The following is a 15,691-nucleotide window of genomic DNA, read 5'->3' as shown; positions in this document are numbered from 1 at the left end:
GAGATACGAGCACAAGCTCATCATGAGAGTTTTTCAAGATTCTCGTTACAGTTCGTTGGTTGCCGGACTTTAAGTGGGCATGAGCTTGCAAACAATGGGGGAACTGGTGGATCTGGAGAGGGAAAAACGGTTCCTTGCCGCTCACGCGGCGGCCCACGACCGTATCTACCGCTATTTTCGGCGAAGGACGGATGGCGCCGCCACCGCGGAGGACCTGTGCGCTGAGGTTTCAGGATTGTCTGGGAAAAATCCGGACAGGGAGATGACCTCTCGGTGATGGTCCTCTTCGGTGTGGCCAAGAACGTGCTCCGAAACCATGACAGGTCCTTGTCCCGGTCTGCCGGGCTTGTCGGTGCTTTGCGGTTGGAGCGCGTCCATGGAACACCCGCCGAAGGATCCGCCATGCGGGATGCCATCGACCGCCTGGCCCCGAAGGAGCGGGAGGTGTTACTGCTCACGTATTGGGACGGACTCACCGCCGTCGAAGTGTCCCATCTGCTCAACACATCAGCAACTGCCGTACGAATGCACCTGCACCGGACCCGCAAGGAACTAGGCCGAATACTCCATGAGCAGACAGTGTCAGAAGGAGCAACAGAATGAGCCAGGACCAATCCCCCGCCGACCTGCTCTCAGCCGCCGATCCTGCGCTCACGATCACCGACGAGGAACTGGAGCACAGCCGCCAGCGGTCTCTGTCGTTCGTGAATTCCGAGGTCACCCACATAGCCGTCGGCGGATCCGTCCACGACTTCCACCGCTCGCCGGCCAAACGTCATTGGGGGCGTCTCGTAGCTGCCGGGCTTGCGGCAGCTACGGTCGCGGCCTGCTTACTCGCCGCCTTGAGCCTAGTAACGGGTCCGTTCAACATGGCGGCGGCTCCGACCGTCACGGGGGCAACGGTCACGGTCCCGACGCCGGTGACCGCGGCACCCGCACCGGTTCCGAATCCTTCGCCCACGAGCGTTAGCGCGGAGCCCAGCCCGTCGGCCGGAACGGGGCCCTCTCCACGGCCGGCCAGCACCGTGAATCCCGAGGACTATCGGACAAATTTTGGCACTGGCTACTACTTCACGTCACCGAGCGGGAATCTGCTGTGCGGCATCCGCCCCGACTTCTTGAACGCGGTTGGTTGCGAGGCCAATTCGGTGGTCGCGAATCTGCCGCGCTGCGACGATCCGAGGGGCAACGCGCCGATGATCTCACTGACCTCCGCGGGCGCGGTGGACGCGACGTGCACCAACCAAGGTGTCTTTGTCGTTCCTGGCGCAAAGGTGCTCCAATACGGCCAAGAGATTCACGTCGGGACTTTTAGCTGCCAGTCCCAGGAGTCGGGGATTACCTGCCGGGAAGCGCACACCGGGAATGCGTTCCTGGCATCCCGCCAGGAATTCGCACGGATACCCTAGCGATAACCGGGCCGCGTGCGGCACGGTGCTTCCCGGAGCCCTCAAGCCTCGATACTTAGGTCCCGGCGGAGCTACCTCCTGGGCCTGAAAACGTCATTCAACTCTGCGATTCAGGACCGGCGTGATAGGCGTTATGCAATTGGCCGCTTACACACATTTGTGGATATGGTTTTGGCTATGGAGGCTGAGGTCGGCAGAGCTTAGCCACCTGACGTTCGGTGACCAACCGGTTGATTGCGCTCAATCGCACCCGGTGAAAACTCTCTCTTTCAGCTGTCTGTAGTCGCTAATTCCGGCGGCCCAGCTTTGCTGAAAGGTCCGTACGTCAGGTGCAATGCCCTCCGAAGTAGCCCGCGTTTTCGCGCCCCGGAGAGAGCACGCTGACCCATGACTGCGCCCCATGATGGGCAAGAACCAAAGGACTGTGTCTCATGTCAGCACAATCAGCCATCACCTTGCACGACCTGTCATTCGAGTGGCCTGACGGCACTCCCGCTCTTCACCGGCTCAATGGCACTATGGCACTATGACCACCGGGCGGACTGGACTAGTCGGCCGCAATGGTGCAGGAAAATCGACTCTTCTAGGTTGATCGCCGGCAAGCTGACGCCGACCCTTGGCCGGGTCGACACCGTCGGTGATGTCGGGTATCTCCCCCAGACTTTGACCCTCGGGCAGCACACGACGGTCGCCGCGCTGCTTCGCATCGACGGGATACTCACGGCGCTCCATGCCGTTGAGGGCGGGGACGTTGATGAGCGCAATTTCGACACCGTCGGGGACGACTCGGACATTGAGTCCCGGGCGGACGAGGCGCTGCACGAAATAGCTTTCTCCGCGAGCGACCTCTGGACGAACTCACCGTCGAATACACCACCCGATACGGGGACCTCTTTGGCAGCGGAGGCGCGGCAGAGGAGCTCAACAGATACCCGGCGGTGAGTTTGCCGCACTCCACGGAGCCCTGCTCATCGACCTCGACGCGGATCCTGAAGAAATCAAGCACTTGGCGTTCTCGAAGGACCTGGCTTCCATCGAAACGTGAGATCTCGGCTCTTTGACGCGCTCAAAGTGCCGAGATCTCCCGTCTGGTTTGCTACCCCACGGCCAGGCGCGCTGCGGCTTCAATCCGGGCCCGGTGCGCGGCCCATTCTTCGGTGCTTCGCTGCGACAAGTTCAGGTCGCCGGGGCCTTTCCCGGCCGAGCCGTCGATGAGCTCGCGAAGGATGTCGGCATGCCCCAAGTGCTGGGCTGTTTCGACGCACACGTGGACCAGGATCTGGTGGAGCGTCACGCGGCGCCGTTCTTCCGACCACCACGGCACTTCCCCTGGAGCATCGAGCGGCAGTGCCTCGATGGTTGCATCACTGTGCTCGGCACAGAAATGGTGCAGTTCAATGATTTCCTCCCGAGTCTCTTCTGGCGGAACCCACAGGTCAGCGTCGGCTTCGGCATCGTCGGCAAGCCACGGCAGGTCCTTGCCGCTGGGCCGGCCAAAGACCTCTCCGAAGTACTCGAGCTCCACGCTGGCCACATGCTTGACGAGTCCCAGAAGGTTGGTTCCGGTAGGAGTCATGGGCCGGCGGACGTCGTATTCGTCTAGTCCGTCGAGCTTGGCGAGGAGCTCACCCCGACGGGAACGCAGGTATTTGAGCAAAATCGCTTTCTCATCCATGGCGGGCACTATACCGTTGCCGTCGCGCGTGTGTACGGTCTGTGCATGGCAAAACTGATCTACGCAGGGATCACGTCCCTCGACGGTTACACGGCCGATGCCAATGGAAAGTTCGATTGGAGCACGCCCGACGAAGAAGTGCACAGCTTCGTCAATGACCTTGAGCGGCCGATCGGCACCTATCTGTACGGGAGGCGGATGTACGAGGTCATGTCCGCATGGGAGGACATGTCCCTTTCCGAGGAGCCGCCCGTCGTGCGCGACTATGCCGAGATTTGGCGCTCCACGGACAAGATTGTGTACTCCACCAGCTTGGAGAGGCCGTCCACCGCCAGGACGCGTATTGAACGGGAGTTCGACGCCGGAGCCGTCCGGTCTCTGAAAGAGTCGTCAGAGCAGGACATGTCCATTGGTGGCACCGTTCTCGCAGCCCAGGCCATTAAAGCCGGCCTGGTGGACGAGTTCTGTCTCTTCCTCACGCCGGTGGTCGTCGGAGGCGGCAAACAGTTCCTCCCCGACGGCGTAGGGATGAACCTAGAGCTGCTGGATGAGCGTCGCTTTGGCAACGGCGTCGTCTACCTCCGGTACGCCAAGCGTGCATAAAGAGAATGGCACGGTCGCTCGGCACGCAGCTCGGCCGGGAATTGCTCCGCGGAGTAGTCGGAACCTCATCGCGTCGTCGCCGCTAAAAAGGAACTGCCACCCGCCGTCGGGCCCTTCCCCCAGCATGTCCATCCGCCACGTGAGGGGAAGGATGCCTAAGTAATGCGGCCCCTGCAGGTAACGTAAAGGGCGTGCAGTTGAGTCAAGCGTTGGTCAAGACCGCGGCCGGGTGGCTGCTCGGTCTGATGCTTGCTGTGGCCGCGGCGATCGTCTCCATCAATCTCGTGAGCAACTCCGTAGCCAGTCCGCAGCAGCAAGTTCGCGAATACCTGGCAGCCCTCCAGAAGGGGCATGGCGGGGAAGCCCTCGGGCTTCTGCGCGCCTCCGTGCCCAACACCAACGCCGCCATGTTGGACGGTACCGCCCTTCAGACGGCAGCGTCGAAGATCACCGACGTCAAGCTCGGCAACGCCGAATCCCGCGGTGCCAACCGCGTCATGGTCCCCATGGACTACCAGATGGATGGCAAGCCACTGCACTCGGATTTCCTGCTTGAACGTACTGGCACCGAATGGCTGTTCTTCGGCAAATGGTCCTTCGTGCCGTCATCCTTGCCGACTATCGAGGTGACCGTAGTCAACGCAAGCGAGGCCACCCTGAACGGTGTCCCGGTCAACTTGCCCAATGGACGCAATAGCTTTGCCGTGTTTTACCCTGGCCAATACGAGGCAAGCCTCACCGGCAAATACTTCTCGGCACCGCCCGCCGGCACTTCAGTGACCACCGGCACTTCGCCCCAGGCACCCCTCAACCTCCTGACGAAGCCCACGGACGCCATGATCAGGGTGGTCAGCGACAAGGTCAAGGAATTCCTGGACAACTGTGCCGCCGAAGCCACCAAGCAGCAAAAGCTCCAGCCCGACTGCCCGTTCTATCACGTCACTAACAGCCGCGTGGTGGACGGCACTATCAAGTGGCAAATCACGGAGTACCCCAAAGTCAGCATCGATCCTTTTGACGGGCAATGGGTAGTGGAACCCCTCAACGGCAAGGCCCGGGTAACCGCCCGCGAAATCGACCTCTTCAGTGGATTGGTCGGTGACCTCAACGCGGTCCACGATTTCAGCTTCACCACGCGGTTGGACATCGGCGCCGACACCATCACGGTCACCCCGCTGGTGAGCTTTTAGGTTTCACGCTTCCCCGCCTAGTCCATCCCGCGCAGGTCAAGCACCAACTCGGAATCGCCGTCCGCCTGCAAAACCACAGGGATCCCCCAGTCCTGCTGGTACAGGTGGCACGCGGCGTGGTCCGGAATTTCGCCGTCCTCGGTCTCGGGTCCATCACATGCGGCCGCGCGGGCCGTGATGTGGAGGATGCCCTCTGGCACGTCCGCGGACAACTCCAAGGTCCGTAGTAGTCCCACGGATGTGCCGCCGCCGGAAAGCAGCAGCTCGGGCGGGGTGGAGGAGATCTTCAGCTGGGTGGGGTCGCCCCAGCGGTCGTCGAGCTTCTGACCGGTCGGGGCCGTGAAGCGCACGGTGAGCTCCAGGCTTCCCGGTGCCACAGGGCTCTTTGGCCGCTGCGTCTGGGATGCACCCTCGTCCACCTGCTGGGCTTCCTTAGGGATGGGGACCAAGACCAGTTGGTGCTTGTTGGATTCGACCACCACCAGCAGCGGTTCGCCGCTTTCCGGGTAGACCACGACGACGTCGCTCGGCTCGGCGAGTCCCCTCGCCAAAGTGGACACCGTCTTAGTCGCGGGGTCGTAGCGCCTCACGGCGCCATTGTAAGTGTCTGCGATGGCCACGGAACCATCAGGGAGCACTGTGACGCCCAAGGGGTGCTGCAGGCGGGCCTCGGGGGCTTTGCCGTCCCGGAAGCCGAAATCGAACAGGCCCTTCCCGACGGCCGACTCAACGGTCACGCCGGTTTCGCCAAGGACCAGGCGACGCAATGCCGAGGTTTCGGAATCGGCCACCCAGATGTTGTGGTCTGCATCCACGGCCAGGCCGGAAGGCTGGGCGAACCAGGCTTCCTCGGCAGCTCCGTCAAGCAAACCTTCAAGGCCCGAGCCGGCCAGGATGGATACCTCGCCGCTGAGAGGCTCGAAGGCAAAGATCTGGTGCGTGCCGGCCATCGCGATAATTACGCGCTGCAGCTTTTCACTCCACACCACGTCCCACGGCGAGGACAGGGACACCCCGGTCCCAATACCCAGTACCCCGACGTCGAGGGCGTCGGCCGCGAAGTCAGCCGGACCGGCGTCGTGGTGTTCAGCCCAAACGCCGGCGCCGCTTTCCGTCACGCGGGCCGGGCCGGCGTCGAGCAGTCGCTGCACTCCGTTGCCGGCAACTGTCTGTACATAACCCGAGCTGAGCGTAACGCCGCGGAGGCGGTGGTTCACGGTGTCCGCGACCACTGCTTCGTACCCGAGCTGCCACGCCAGCGACGACGGGAGCACCGCCACGCCCTGCGGCTCGTTGAACTGGGCGATTTCCGCGGCGCCGTCCAGGTAACCCTTGGTGCCGGAGCCGATGACGCGTTCCACGGTCTCAAGGTCCGGGCGCAGTTCCACGAGGCGATGGTGGCCGGAATCGACTACCAGGTAGTTGCCGTTGTCCAGCTGGGTCGCCTTGCCAGGGAAGCGCAGGGTGCCCGACGTCGGGACGGGAGCCACGTACGGACCGTCACCGCGGTGGAGGGTCCCCTTGGCTTCGTGCTCGGCTACAAGCTCCTCAAGGAGCACTGCGAGGCCGTCTGCGTGGCCCTCACCGGAGAGGTGCGCCACGATATAGCCCTCGGGATCCACTACCACCAGCGTGGGCCAGGCGCGGGCCGTGTAGGCCTTCCACGTGGCAAGCTCGGGATCGTCCAGGACAGGGTGGTGGATTTCGTAGCGCTCCACGGCAGAGGCGAGGGCCACGGGATCGGCTTCGTGCTCGAACTTGGGAGAGTGCACGCCAACCGTCACCAGGACGTCAGAGTATTTCTCCTCAAGCGGGCGCAGCTCGTCCAGAACGTGGAGGCAGTTGATGCAGCAGAACGTCCAGAAGTCCAACAGCACGATCTTGCCGCGCAGCGCTTCCAGGTCCAGGGACTTCCCGCCGGTGTTGAGCCAGCCACGGCCCACCAGTTCAGAGGCGCGGACTCGCAGTTGGGTGCGTACGGTTTCGCTCATCAGCGTCCTTCCAGATTGGTTTTGCTTTCGGGGCGCTTGGAGCCCCGATCAGGCAGTTTGGCATCACGGTCTGCAAGCCGCGCAAACATATCGTTGTAAGCATTAAGGTCTGCGTCATTATTCCTGTCGGCAGCACGGTCGGTGCGTTTGGTCTCACGCTCGTCCGAGCGCGACCACATGACCGCGACGCCGATCGCCACCAGCAGCGTGGGGACTTCACCAATTCCCCACGCAACGGCGCCGCCCATCTGCTGGTCCGCCAGGGCCGAAAGGCCCCAGGTCCGGCCGAGGTTGCCGAAGTAGTCGGCAGCGAGGAGCCCGGTACCACCCATGATCGACACACCGAAGAAGGCGTGGAAGGCCATGGTGGCCAGCAAGAGAAGCAGCCTCATGGGGTAGGGCGCCCGGCGCGGCAAGGGGTCCGTGCCGAGCATCGTGAGGACAAAGATGTAGCCGGTCAGCAGGAAGTGCAGGTTCATGAGCTCATGGCCCACGTGCTCGCGCATCGCCCAGCCGAACGCGTCCGAGAAATAGAACAGAACGATCGAGCCGGCAAAGTTCGCCGCGGCAAACAGAGGATGAGTGACAACCTGGGAGAACTTCGAGTGCACAAACACCAAGATCCACTCACGAAGTCCACGGGAGCCATCCCCGCGCGATCCTTCACCGCGGGACGGCAGTGCACGCAAGGCCAAGGTCACCGGCGAACCGAGGACCAGGAACAGCGGAGCCACCATCGTCAGCGCCATGTGGTCCACCATGTGTGCGGAGAACAGCACACGCCCATACACGGACGGCGGTCCGGACGTGATGAACGTCAGCACAGCCAGGCCGATCATCCAGTTGACGGCACGGAACCAGGACCAGGAGTCTCCGCGGCGGCAGACCTTCACCACGCCCAGGATGTAGCTCACCGCGCCGAAAATCGCAACGGCTACCCAGAGCCAGTCGAGCCGCCATTCCGTCAGCCAGCGGGCGGGGGTCAGTTCGGGCGGCAACTCGTAACCGGACAGGATAAACGCCGGCGAAGCGTCGGGCGCATAGGTGGTGGGCAGCGGCGGTGCCGAACTGGCCAGCGCGACGGCGAGTCCCGACGTCGCGCCCATCACCAGCAGTTCAACCACCACAAGCTGCCACAGCACGCGACGGGTAGTCATGGACTTGCGGCCCAGCTGCGGGATCACCCACTGGCGGTGCATGAAACCGATGCCGCCGAGGACAACAGTGGCCAGCCCCTTCGCTAGGATGATCTGCCCATAGGGGGTGCCGACCAAGGCCGAAAAGCTGGTGACACGAATGCTCGCGTTGACAACACCCGAGGCGAAGACCAGTACGAAGGCAAAGCCTGCCAAGGCGGAGAAACGGCGGAGCGTCTGCTCGGTGATGTCCTTAGTACCGGACGCCTTGGAGCCCCGCAGGATGCCCGAGAGGACCGCGAGCATAATGATGCCGCCCACCCAGGTAGACACACCCACCAAGTGGAGTCCAAGGGAGTTGATGGCGCCTTCATGGTCGCTGGAACTCGCTGAGTGGCCGATCAGTGCGCTCGGCACCAAGCCGCCCAAGGCCAAGACCAGCGTCAACGCGAGTCCTGCCAACGAGCGGACGCCGAACAGCGCCGTCGTGACAATCGCGGCGATGATGGTCACGGCGAGCCATGCCTGGCCCGTCTGGATGTCGGTCATGAAGTAGACCAGGGAGGCGGTGAACTCGGGGGTGCCCGAGAGGCTCTGGCCGGCGACATCGGCGTACGTGAGGACAAGGACCGCGACGGCGGAGAGCGTCCAGGCAGCGCCTGCTGCTGCTGCGACGGCCAGGGCACGGGTGAACGCGGGGTGCTCAGCTGCGTCGTCGCCTTTAGCCCGGGACGCGTGTTTGGGAAGGATGCCGACGGCGAAGATCAGGCCGCCGATCACGGTCGCCAAGGACACGTTATGGACGGCTTTGGCCACCGGCAGTCCCCAGCGGACCAGCGCGCCGGGATCAGAGACCTGCCGGCCGGCCGCGGCGCCTGAGAAGATCAGTGCGGCCGCGAGTGCCAGGAAGAGCGCAGCGAAGCCTGCCAACTGCCACGGCAATCCGATCCCTTCCACGGCAGTACCAGCCTTGGTTCCCGGCTTGGACGCGGGTGAAGGGGCGGTGGCGGGAGTTTTGGCAGATGGCACCTATCTATTGTCCGCTAACGTAGGCGGCGCGGCGAATCGACCGGGTTAAGCAGAAAGGCGGCAACCCGCGGGTTGCCGCCTTTCCGAGGCGTTCGCCGAAGTGTCTTACTTCTTGGCGACAGCTGCCTTCAGCTTGGAGCCAGCGGTCAGCTTGACGCTGTGGCCAGCGGCAATCTGGATGGTCTCACCGGTCTGCGGGTTGCGGCCCGTGCGGGCTGCGCGGTCGGTGCGCTCGATTGCGAGCCAGCCCGGAATGGTGATCTTTTCGCCGGCGGCGACGGAAGTCTCGAAAACTTCGAACAATGCATCGAGAACGGAGTTGACTGCGGCCTGGCTGGTGCCAGCCTTGCCAGCTACCTCGGAAACCAATTCGCTACGGTTCTTAGCCATTTGTGTCCTCCTGGACTTTACGATTTTGGAGCTCACACACGGCATGCGCGCGAGCCACTGTTCGAAAACTTACCAGCTTGGAGGGACGAGGCCAGCAAATTCCGCGTGTTTCCGCGCTTTTTTGACCAAATTCACCCGATTTCGGGCGCTTTTGGGGGCCAATTCCGCCGCGGGCGAACTCCCCGGCCCCGGACGCTCACTCACCTATGGCCGGTCCTGACGGGACGCTCGCTCACCTATGGCCGGTCCCCCACGGGACGCTCCTGCAGTTTTGGGGCCTTCCGGCCGGACGCTCGCTCACCTATGGCCGGTCCTGACGGGACGCTCCTGCAGTTTTGGGGCCTTCCGGCGGGACGCTCGCTCACCTATGGCCGGTCCTGACGGGACGCGCCTGCAGTTCCGGGGGCCGGGGGGTGCCGGTCAGGGTAGGGCGCGTCCGTGTGTGAAGGAGCGTTGGTGGTTTCCCGCCCATACGTGATGGAGGGTCCGTGGTTTCCCGCGTGTATGTGGTGGAGGGTTTGGGGAAAGGGGCGTGTATGTGGTGGAGGGTTTGGGGAAAGGGGCGTGTATGTGAAGGAGCGTCCGCGGGTGTGGCGGGGTGTGTGTTTAAATGCGGGAGACCCCCCGACCGTGGTGGTTGGGGGGTCTCGACCTGAATGGTTGTCCGGCGGTGTCCTACTCTCCCACACCCTCCCGGGTGCAGTACCATCGGCGCTGTGGGTCTTAGCTTCCGGGTTCGGAATGGGACCGGGCGTTTCCCCCACGCTATGACCGCCGTAACCCTGTTACCCCGTCACCGCCGCCCCGGGGGGTGGTGGTGTGGGAAGACTGGTTACAACATTGTGGTGTTGTTATTCAGTTGTGTTTTGTTCCGGAACGGTTTGTTGTTCGGGAACCACATAGTGGACGCAAGCAGTGTTTGTTTGTGTGGTGTAAGTTGTCGGCCTATTAGTACCGGTCAGCTTCAACAGTCTTTGGTCCTGTCTTCCACATCCGGCCTATCAACCCAGTGGTCTGGCTGGGGGCCTCTCACACACAAGGTGCATGGAAATCTCATCTTGAAGCGAGCTTCCCGCTTAGATGCTTTCAGCGGTTATCCCATCCGAACGTAGCTAATCAGCGGTGCACTTGGCAGTACAACTGACACACCAGAGGTTCGTCCGTCCCGGTCCTCTCGTACTAAGGACAGCCCTTCTCAAATTTCCTGCGCGCGCAGCGGATAGGGACCGAACTGTCTCACGACGTTCTAAACCCAGCTCGCGTACCGCTTTAATGGGCGAACAGCCCAACCCTTGGGACCTACTCCAGCCCCAGGATGCGACGAGCCGACATCGAGGTGCCAAACCATGCCGTCGATATGGACTCTTGGGCAAGATCAGCCTGTTATCCCCGAGGTACCTTTTATCCGTTGAGCGACGGCCATTCCACAATGTACCGCCGGATCACTAGTCCCGACTTTCGTCCCTGCTTGAGATGTCTCTCTCACAGTCAAGCTCCCTTGTGCACTTACACTCGACACCTGATTGCCAACCAGGCTGAGGGAACCTTTGGGCGCCTCCGTTACTTTTTAGGAGGCAACCGCCCCAGTTAAACTACCCATCAGGCACTGTCCCTGACCCGGATCACGGGCCGAAGTTAGATGTCCAAAGTGACCAGAGTGGTATTTCAACGATGACTCCACCCGAACTGGCGTCCGGGCTTCAACGTCTCCCACCTATCCTACACAAGCCACTCCGAACACCAATACCAAACTATAGTAAAGGTCTCGGGGTCTTTCCGTCCTGCTGCGCGTAACGAGCATCTTTACTCGTACTGCAATTTCGCCGAGTTTATGGTTGAGACAGCGGGGAAGTCGTTACTCCATTCGTGCAGGTCGGAACTTACCCGACAAGGAATTTCGCTACCTTAGGATGGTTATAGTTACCACCGCCGTTTACTGGGGCTTGAATTCTCAGCTTCGCCTTGCGGCTAACCGGTCCTCTTAACCTTCCAGCACCGGGCAGGAGTCAGTCCGTATACATCGTCTTGCGACTTCGCACGGACCTGTGTTTTTAGTAAACAGTCGCTTCCCCCTGGTCTCTGCGGCCCCGATCCCCTCCCACCAGCAAGTGGTGTTCAAGGTTGGGGCCCCCCTTCTCCCGAAGTTACGGGGGCATTTTGCCGAGTTCCTTAACCATAATTCTCTCGATCGCCTTGGTATTCTCTACCTGATCACCTGTGTCGGTTTGGGGTACGGGCGGCTGGGACCTCGCGTCGATGCTTTTCTAGGCAGCATAGGATCACCGGATCCCCCCTCGCGGGGGTCCCGTCAGATCTCAGGATCGTCATCAAAGACACAGCGACGGATTTGCCTATCGCTGACCCTACATCCTTAGACCGGGGCAACCATCGCCCGGCCCGGCTACCTTCCTGCGTCACACCTGTTAATACGCTTACCTCCCGGGATCAGGTCCCGCGCTCGGCCAAAACCCGCACACCACAAGGGTGCTTGGGCAGGCTCCGGGCGGTTAGTATCCCCCGCTTGGCATGGGCGGTCCTTCGCCGGTACGGGAATATCAACCCGTTGTCCATCGACTACGCCTGTCGGCCTCGCCTTAGGTCCCGACTTACCCAGGGCAGATTAGCTTGACCCTGGAACCCTTGATCATTCGGCGGACGGGTTTCTCACCCGTCTTTCGCTACTCATGCCTGCATTCTCACTCGTGTAGGCTCCACCGCTGGTTTACACCGCGACTTCACCGCCCACACGACGCTCCCCTACCACTCCAGACGACTGAACCACGAAGGCTTGTCTACTATCTGAAATCCACAACTTCGGCGGTGTACTTGAGCCCCGCTACATTGTCGGCGCGGAATCACTTGACCAGTGAGCTATTACGCACTCTTTCAAGGATGGCTGCTTCTAAGCCAACCTCCTGGTTGTCTTCGCAACTCCACATCCTTTCCCACTTAGCACACGCTTAGGGGCCTTAGTTGGTGGTCTGGGCTGTTTCCCTCTCGACTATGAAGCTTATCCCCCACAGTCTCACTGCTGCGCTCTCACTTACCGGCATTCGGAGTTTGGCTGACGTCAGTAACCTTGTAGGGCCCATCGGCCATCCAGTAGCTCTACCTCCGGCAAGAAACACGCAACGCTGCACCTAAATGCATTTCGGGGAGAACCAGCTATCACGGAGTTTGATTGGCCTTTCACCCCTACCCACAGCTCATCCCCTCCATTTTCAACTGAAGTGGGTTCGGTCCTCCACGACGTCTTACCGTCGCTTCAACCTGGCCATGGGTAGATCACTCCGCTTCGGGTCTAGATCACGCCACTACGATCGCCCTGTTCAGACTCGCTTTCGCTACGGCTACCCCACACGGGTTAACCTCGCGACGTAACACTAACTCGCAGGCTCATTCTTCAAAAGGCACGCCGTCACAGTTACTTGTGATTACTCACGACTGCTCCGACGGATTGTAAGCACACGGTTTCAGGTACTGTTTCACTCCCCTCCCGGGGTACTTTTCACCTTTCCCTCACGGTACTGGTCCGCTATCGGTCATTAGGAAGTATTTAGGCTTATCAGGTGGTCCTGACAGATTCGCACGGGATTTCTCGGGCCCCGTGCTACTTGGGATCCTCTCCAGGCGGCACACAACATTACGGTTACGGGGCTCCCACCCTCTACGGCCGGCCTTTCAAGACCGTTCACCTATGTCCATGCTCTCACCCCACCGGTCCGGCAGAACCAGCACGGAAAGTCCCACAACCCCGCCCATGCAACGCCCGCCGGCTATCACACATGGAACGGTTTAGCCTCATCCGCGTTCGCTCGCCACTACTAACGGAATCACTCTTGTTTTCTCTTCCTGCGGGTACTGAGATGTTTCACTTCCCCGCGTTCCCCCCACGCACCCTATGTGTTCAGATGCGGGTCACCAGATCACGCAAGCGCGCCTGGCGGGGTTTCCCCATTCGGACATCCTGGGATCAACGTTCGGTTATCAACTCCCCCAGGCTTATCGCAGATTCCTACGTCCTTCTTCGGCTCCTAATGCCAAGGCATCCACCGTGTGCCCTTAAAAACTTGACCACACAAAGATCAAAAACATTTCGAGAGAACCACGGAAACCAACCACCCCGCACACCCCCGAAGGATGCACAACACGGCCGGATCCAGGTTCATCAAAAAGAAATTGCTGTAGACACAAACAAGCCCGAAAGCCTGCCCGTGTCAGATGCTCGCGTCCACTATGTAGTTCTCAAACAACAACCCCGTACCACACCCCCGCACCAACCACCCCCACAAAAGAGGACAGCCGCCACGCACGGCAAATGCAGCCAGGAAACCAGAAACACCAAACCCGCACCCCCGCACCCCCCGCAAGGGGGCCCGCGGGCCGCGGCCCTGTTGCCTCAGGACCCAACAGTGTGCCAAACACGAAAACCGGCCCTCCCCCGACCCGCACCGTTCCAGGACACCCCGCCCCGCAAAAGGACAAGACAACCGTACTAGGGGCGGAAAAGGAAACCACCGGCCGCTATCTGCTGATATTCCACCCATGAGCACCCACCGCAGAACAGACGCCTGCGCAATGGGCTTTGCTTCCACCCACCCCCGCACCATCCATGCGGACAGCGACAAGAGGCGGAGATGGTGCTCCTTAGAAAGGAGGTGATCCAGCCGCACCTTCCGGTACGGCTACCTTGTTACGACTTAGTCCCAATCGCCGGTCCCACCTTCGACGGCTCCCCCCACAAGGGTTAGGCCACCGGCTTCGGGTGTTACCAACTTTCGTGACTTGACGGGCGGTGTGTACAAGGCCCGGGAACGTATTCACCGCAGCGTTGCTGATCTGCGATTACTAGCGACTCCGACTTCATGGGGTCGAGTTGCAGACCCCAATCCGAACTGAGACCGGCTTTTTGGGATTAGCTCCACCTCACAGTATCGCAACCCTTTGTACCGGCCATTGTAGCATGCGTGAAGCCCAAGACATAAGGGGCATGATGATTTGACGTCGTCCCCACCTTCCTCCGAGTTGACCCCGGCAGTCTCCCATGAGTCCCCACCACTACGTGCTGGCAACATGGAACGAGGGTTGCGCTCGTTGCGGGACTTAACCCAACATCTCACGACACGAGCTGACGACAACCATGCACCACCTGTAAACCGACCGCAAGCGGGGCACCTGTTTCCAGGCGTTACCGGTTCATGTCAAGCCTTGGTAAGGTTCTTCGCGTTGCATCGAATTAATCCGCATGCTCCGCCGCTTGTGCGGGCCCCCGTCAATTCCTTTGAGTTTTAGCCTTGCGGCCGTACTCCCCAGGCGGGGCACTTAATGCGTTAGCTACGGCGCGGAAAACGTGGAATGTCCCCCACACCTAGTGCCCAACGTTTACGGCATGGACTACCAGGGTATCTAATCCTGTTCGCTCCCCATGCTTTCGCTCCTCAGCGTCAGTTAATGCCCAGAGACCTGCCTTCGCCATCGGTGTTCCTCCTGATATCTGCGCATTTCACCGCTACACCAGGAATTCCAGTCTCCCCTACATCACTCTAGTCTGCCCGTACCCACTGCAGAACCGGAGTTGAGCCCCGGTCTTTCACAGCAGACGCGACAAACCGCCTACGAGCTCTTTACGCCCAATAATTCCGGATAACGCTTGCGCCCTACGTATTACCGCGGCTGCTGGCACGTAGTTAGCCGGCGCTTCTTCTGCAGGTACCGTCACCCGAAAGCTTCTTCCCTACTGAAAGAGGTTTACAACCCGAAGGCCGTCATCCCTCACGCGGCGTCGCTGCATCAGGCTTCCGCCCATTGTGCAATATTCCCCACTGCTGCCTCCCGTAGGAGTCTGGGCCGTGTCTCAGTCCCAGTGTGGCCGGTCACCCTCTCAGGCCGGCTACCCGTCGTCGCCTTGGTAGGCCATTACCCCACCAACAAGCTGATAGGCCGCGAGTCCATCCAAAACCGCAAAAGCTTTCCACCAACACACCATGCGGTGGCCGGTCATATCCGGTATTAGACCCAGTTTCCCAGGCTTATCCCAGAGTCAAGGGCAGGTTACTCACGTGTTACTCACCCGTTCGCCACTAATCCCCCCGGCAAGCCAGGGATCATCGTTCGACTTGCATGTGTTAAGCACGCCGCCAGCGTTCATCCTGAGCCAGGATCAAACTCTCCGTTGAAGTAAAACAAAAACAGACACAACCACAACCACCGGAAATAACGGCGGAAGAGCTGCACAAAATTTGAAACCAGCTGTAAAAAACCAGCCCCG

The 15,691-nt window shown here is 60.9% G+C and carries 9 protein-coding genes, 3 rRNA genes and 1 pseudogene; 5 read left to right on the top strand and 8 right to left on the bottom strand.

What is annotated here, in order from left to right; all coding sequences use genetic code 11:
• Positions 1-276: 276 nt before the first annotated feature.
• Together OW521_RS13320 and OW521_RS13315 are read left to right on the top strand one after the other, a co-directional pair.
• Positions 277-603 carry an RNA polymerase sigma factor gene (locus OW521_RS13320; protein WP_268025867.1) on the top strand — a complete coding sequence of 109 codons (327 nt, stop codon included), beginning with the start codon at positions 277-279 and terminating at the stop codon, positions 601-603.
• Complete coding sequence (locus OW521_RS13315) at positions 600-1,409, top strand: hypothetical protein (RefSeq protein WP_268020110.1); 810 nt, start codon at positions 600-602, stop codon at positions 1,407-1,409. The genes OW521_RS13320 and OW521_RS13315 overlap by 4 nt, the downstream gene beginning before the upstream one ends.
• A gap of 516 nt (positions 1,410-1,925) precedes the next feature.
• Here OW521_RS13315 and OW521_RS24400 read toward each other — a convergent pair.
• The gene (locus OW521_RS24400; RefSeq protein ID WP_442781155.1) at positions 1,926-2,231 is read right to left on the bottom strand and encodes a hypothetical protein; all 306 of its coding nucleotides are present in this window, start codon (positions 2,229-2,231) and stop codon (positions 1,926-1,928) included.
• A 14-nt stretch (positions 2,232-2,245) separates the two neighbouring features.
• On the opposite strand from OW521_RS24400, the pseudogene OW521_RS24395 reads away from it, so the two are divergent.
• A pseudogene (locus OW521_RS24395) lies at positions 2,246-2,382 on the top strand (GNAT family N-acetyltransferase); the annotation flags it as partial.
• 123 nt (positions 2,383-2,505) lie between these two features.
• On the opposite strand, the gene OW521_RS13305 reads toward OW521_RS24395, so the two are convergent.
• Positions 2,506-3,084 (bottom strand): DinB family protein, encoded by a 579-nt coding sequence (locus OW521_RS13305; RefSeq protein ID WP_268020107.1) that lies wholly within the window; start codon positions 3,082-3,084, stop codon positions 2,506-2,508.
• Positions 3,085-3,129: 45 nt separating this feature from the next.
• Between OW521_RS13305 and OW521_RS13300 the strand changes: the two genes are divergently transcribed.
• The gene (locus OW521_RS13300) at positions 3,130-3,687 is read left to right on the top strand and encodes a dihydrofolate reductase family protein (protein ID WP_268020106.1); all 558 of its coding nucleotides are present in this window, start codon (positions 3,130-3,132) and stop codon (positions 3,685-3,687) included.
• A gap of 197 nt (positions 3,688-3,884) precedes the next feature.
• A complete protein-coding gene (locus OW521_RS13295; RefSeq protein WP_268020105.1) occupies positions 3,885-4,877 on the top strand; it encodes a hypothetical protein in 993 nt (330 codons plus the stop codon).
• A 17-nt stretch (positions 4,878-4,894) separates the two neighbouring features.
• Here the strand turns inward: OW521_RS13295 and OW521_RS13290 are convergent, their stop codons facing one another.
• The 6 genes from OW521_RS13290 to OW521_RS13265 form a co-directional block, all read right to left on the bottom strand.
• Positions 4,895-6,868, bottom strand: a complete 1,974-nt coding sequence (locus OW521_RS13290; RefSeq protein WP_268020104.1) for an NHL domain-containing thioredoxin family protein — start codon at positions 6,866-6,868, stop codon at positions 4,895-4,897.
• Positions 6,868-9,033 (bottom strand): cytochrome c oxidase assembly protein, encoded by a 2,166-nt coding sequence (locus tag OW521_RS13285; protein ID WP_268020103.1) that lies wholly within the window; start codon positions 9,031-9,033, stop codon positions 6,868-6,870. The genes OW521_RS13290 and OW521_RS13285 overlap by 1 nt, the downstream gene beginning before the upstream one ends.
• Positions 9,034-9,138: 105 nt before the next feature.
• Positions 9,139-9,423, bottom strand: a complete 285-nt coding sequence (locus tag OW521_RS13280) for an HU family DNA-binding protein (RefSeq protein WP_184739845.1) — start codon at positions 9,421-9,423, stop codon at positions 9,139-9,141.
• Between the two features lie 662 nt (positions 9,424-10,085).
• Positions 10,086-10,202 (bottom strand): 5S ribosomal RNA (gene rrf / locus OW521_RS13275).
• Between the two features lie 148 nt (positions 10,203-10,350).
• Positions 10,351-13,499 (bottom strand): 23S ribosomal RNA (locus tag OW521_RS13270).
• A 575-nt stretch (positions 13,500-14,074) separates the two neighbouring features.
• A 16S ribosomal RNA gene (locus OW521_RS13265) occupies positions 14,075-15,599 on the bottom strand.
• Together the 16S, 23S and 5S rRNA genes form the textbook arrangement of a ribosomal RNA operon.
• Between the last annotated feature and the right edge of the window lie 92 nt (positions 15,600-15,691).

Source organism: Arthrobacter sp. MMS18-M83, assembly GCF_026683955.1.
GTDB lineage: Bacteria > Actinomycetota > Actinomycetes > Actinomycetales > Micrococcaceae > Arthrobacter.
This window is presented reverse-complemented; position numbering and strand designations above follow the sequence as displayed.